The sequence below is a fragment of the Micrococcus sp. HMSC31B01 genome (assembly GCF_001816085.1).
GTDB lineage: Bacteria > Actinomycetota > Actinomycetes > Actinomycetales > Micrococcaceae > Micrococcus > Micrococcus luteus.
Genome location: NZ_KV825308.1, coordinates 1 through 2879, shown reverse-complemented (window position 1 = coordinate 2879; position 2879 = coordinate 1). Strand labels below are relative to the sequence as shown.

Annotated in this window: 3 protein-coding genes; 1 reads left to right on the top strand and 2 read right to left on the bottom strand. The window is 75.3% G+C overall.

Annotated elements, in window-relative coordinates; translation table 11 throughout:
* Positions 1-11 precede the first annotated feature (11 nt).
* The gene (locus HMPREF3105_RS10000) at positions 12-176 is read left to right on the top strand and encodes a hypothetical protein (protein ID WP_236743623.1); all 165 of its coding nucleotides are present in this window, start codon (positions 12-14) and stop codon (positions 174-176) included.
* An 18-nt stretch (positions 177-194) separates the two neighbouring features.
* On the opposite strand, the gene HMPREF3105_RS09995 is transcribed toward HMPREF3105_RS10000, so the two are convergent.
* Together HMPREF3105_RS09995 and HMPREF3105_RS09990 are read right to left on the bottom strand one after the other, a co-directional pair.
* The gene (locus HMPREF3105_RS09995) at positions 195-1535 is read right to left on the bottom strand and encodes a M1 family metallopeptidase (RefSeq protein WP_036337490.1); all 1341 of its coding nucleotides are present in this window, start codon (positions 1533-1535) and stop codon (positions 195-197) included.
* Positions 1532-2879, bottom strand: a 1348-nt coding sequence (locus tag HMPREF3105_RS09990; RefSeq protein ID WP_371441113.1) for a Pls/PosA family non-ribosomal peptide synthetase, incomplete at its 5' end; no start/stop codon positions are given. The genes HMPREF3105_RS09990 and HMPREF3105_RS09995, both read right to left, overlap by 4 nt.

Sequence of the window (2879 nt, the reverse complement as noted above, 5' to 3'; positions counted from 1 at the left end):
CGCGGGCCCGGCTGTGGACGCGCAAGGAGGCGCTCGTGAAGGCCGCCGGCACCGGCTTCACGGGCGACCCCGCCGCCGTCGACGCGCTGACCGTGCCGGCCGACGTCGTGCTGGTGGACCTCACCGACCGGCTGCCGGGCGGTCTCCTCGGGGCGCTGGCGCTGCGGGGCCGCTGAGTCGACCGCGCGGGCGCCTCAGCCCGGGAACGGCGGCAGCTCGGGCCGCAGCGTCCACGCGTCGAAGAGCTCGTCCACCTGCGCTCGGCTCACCCCGGCGTGCGGGGCCCACGCGTGCACGTGCGTGCGCAGCCCCAGGGAGTCGACGGTGCCGAACCGGTGCTCCCGCACCCAGGCGCGCAGCATGGAGCCGAAGAGGTCCGTGCCCAGCAGGTGCCGCAGCGCCTCCACGGTGAGCGCGCCGCGCTTGTACACCCAGTCCTCGAACATCTCCTCCGGCCCGGGCTCGGCCAGCGCCTGCTCCACCGGGTGCGCGGCCAGCTTCTGCCAGGCCCGCCGCGCCATCGAGGTGATGCTGGACCGCCCCGAGGCCTCGGCCCACAGCCACTCGGACCAGCAGGCGAAGCCCTCGTGCAGCCACAGGTCGGACCAGCGGCCCAGGGTCACGGCGTTGCCGAACCACTGGTGGGACATCTCGTGGGCGATCAGCCGCTCGGACTCCCACGAGCCGTCCAGGTGGTTGGTGCCGAACAGCGACATGCTCGCGGCCTCGAGCGGGATCTCGAGCTCCTCGTCGGCCACGACCGCGGTGTAGTCCTCGAATGGGTATGGCCCGTAGGCGTCGATGAACGTGGCCATCATGGCCGGCTGGGGGGCAAGGGCCCGGAGGGCCCGCTGCTCGGTCCGCGGGGAGACCACGAGGCGCAGCGGCGGCAGGCCCTCGGCGGGAGGGGCGGCGTCCACGAGCCGGTAGCGGCCGATCTGCACGCTGAGCAGGTAGGCGGGCACGGGCTGGTCGAGCCGCCACCGCCACGTGACCCGCGAGCCGCGCGTGCGCACGGGCGCGCCCACGCCGTTGGCGACGGGCAGGTAGCCCGCGTCGCAGGTGAGGGTGATCTCCGCCGTCGAGCGGGAGGTGGGGGAGTCCACGCACGGCAGCCACGTGGAGGCGCCGTGGGGCTGCCCGGCCACGAGCACGCCGTCCGTGAGCTCCTCCCAGCCGATCGTGCCCCACGGGCTGCGCCGCAGCGTGGGCGTGCCCGCGTAGACCACGGTCAGCTCCACGAGCGTGCCCTCCGGCCGGCTCTCGTCCAGGTCGACGACGAGGCGGCTCGGGGCGCGGCCCGGCTGGGTGAACGAGGAGGCGACGGCGCGGCCGTCGACGACGGCGTCCACCCGGGACACGCGCAGCCGGTACAGGTCCAGCTCGATGCGGCGGCTCTGCTTCGTCAGGCGCACGCGCAGGACGGCGGTGCCGGAGACCCGGTTCGCGGCCAGGCGCACGTCGAGGTCCAGTGCGATGTGCTCGACGGTGGCGGCGTCGGTGCCGACGCCCGGGACGTAGGGATCGGTGCTCATGCTTCCTCTCGGGAGGGGGTGGCCGCGGCGGCGGGGTCGCCGTCAGGACGACGCCACGGGGAGACCGGGTTGCCGAGCCACCACGTGCCGGCGGGCAGCTCCTCGCCGCGCATCACGAGGGACCCGGCGCCGACGGTGGTGCCGCGGCCCAGGCGGGCGGCGGGCAGCACCACGGAGTGGGGGCCGAGGGTGGCGCCGTCCTCCAGGACGACGGCGTCCAGGGACATCACGCGGTCGTGGAACAGGTGGGTCTGGACGACGCAGCCGCGGTTCACGGTGGCGCCGTCGCCGAGCTCCACGAGGTCGGCCTCGGGCAGCCAGTAGGACTCGACCCAGGCGCCGTGGCCGATGCGGGCGCCCATCGCGCGCAGGAACCAGACCAGGGCGGGGGTGCCGGCCGCGGCCCGGCTGAACCACGGGGCGGCGAGGAACTCGGTGAAGGTGTCCGCGACCTCGTTGCGCCAGATGAACGAGGACCACAGCGGGTGCTCGCCCGCGCGGATCCGGCCGACGAAGACCCGCTTGGCGAGCACGGTCAGGCTCGCCGCGACCGCGCCGGCCGCGAGCAGGACGACGCCGCCCAGGACGAAGGCCAGCGCCCACGTGCCGACCGCGATGAGGGCGGCCAGCGTCGCGCCGACGGCGAGGGACAGGGCCACGTGCAACCACACCGGGATCGCGCGCAGCAGCTCCCAGGCGGTGCGGGCGGCCTTGAGTCGGGCCGGCGGGTCGTAGGTGAGGGCGGCGTCTGCGGTGACCTCGTTGCGGCGCAGGCGCACGGGCGGGGAGCCCATCCAGGACGTGCCCGCCTTGGTCTTGGCCGGGGTGGTGGACAGCACCGCCACGAGCGAGTCGCGGCGCAGGGTGCGGCCGCCGGGCACCATGCCGGAGTTGCCCACGAACGAGCGCTTGCCGACCTTCGCGGGGGCCACGTGCATCCACCCGCCGTCGAGGGAGTAGGAGGAGACCATCGTGTCGTCGGCGAGGAACGCGCCGTCGCCCACGCGGGTCATGCAGGGCAGGAGCACCACGGTGGAGGCCTCGACGCCGCGGCCCACCTCGGCGCCCAGCAGGCGCAGCCACGTCGGCGTGAAGCGGGAGGCGTAGATCGGGAACAGCTGGTCGCGGGCGGCGTCGAGGACGCGCTCGGTGGCCCACACCTGCCAGCCGACCCGGGAGCGCACGGGGTGGTGCCCCTCCGTGATGCCGAGCGCGAGCAGGCGCACGGTGACGAGCACGAGCAGCATCTGGGTCAGGAACCAGACGCCGGCCACCAGGGGGCTTGCGGCCAGCAGGCGCGCCGCGGTGGTCCCGACGGCGGCCAGCGGCCCCGCCTCCGGGGCC

What these genes read in the sequence shown, in the direction of transcription:
- HMPREF3105_RS09995 (WP_036337490.1), bottom strand. Translation starts at nt 1,535, where the DNA reads ATGAGCACCGATCCCTACGTCCCGGGCGTCGGCACCGACGCCGCCACC.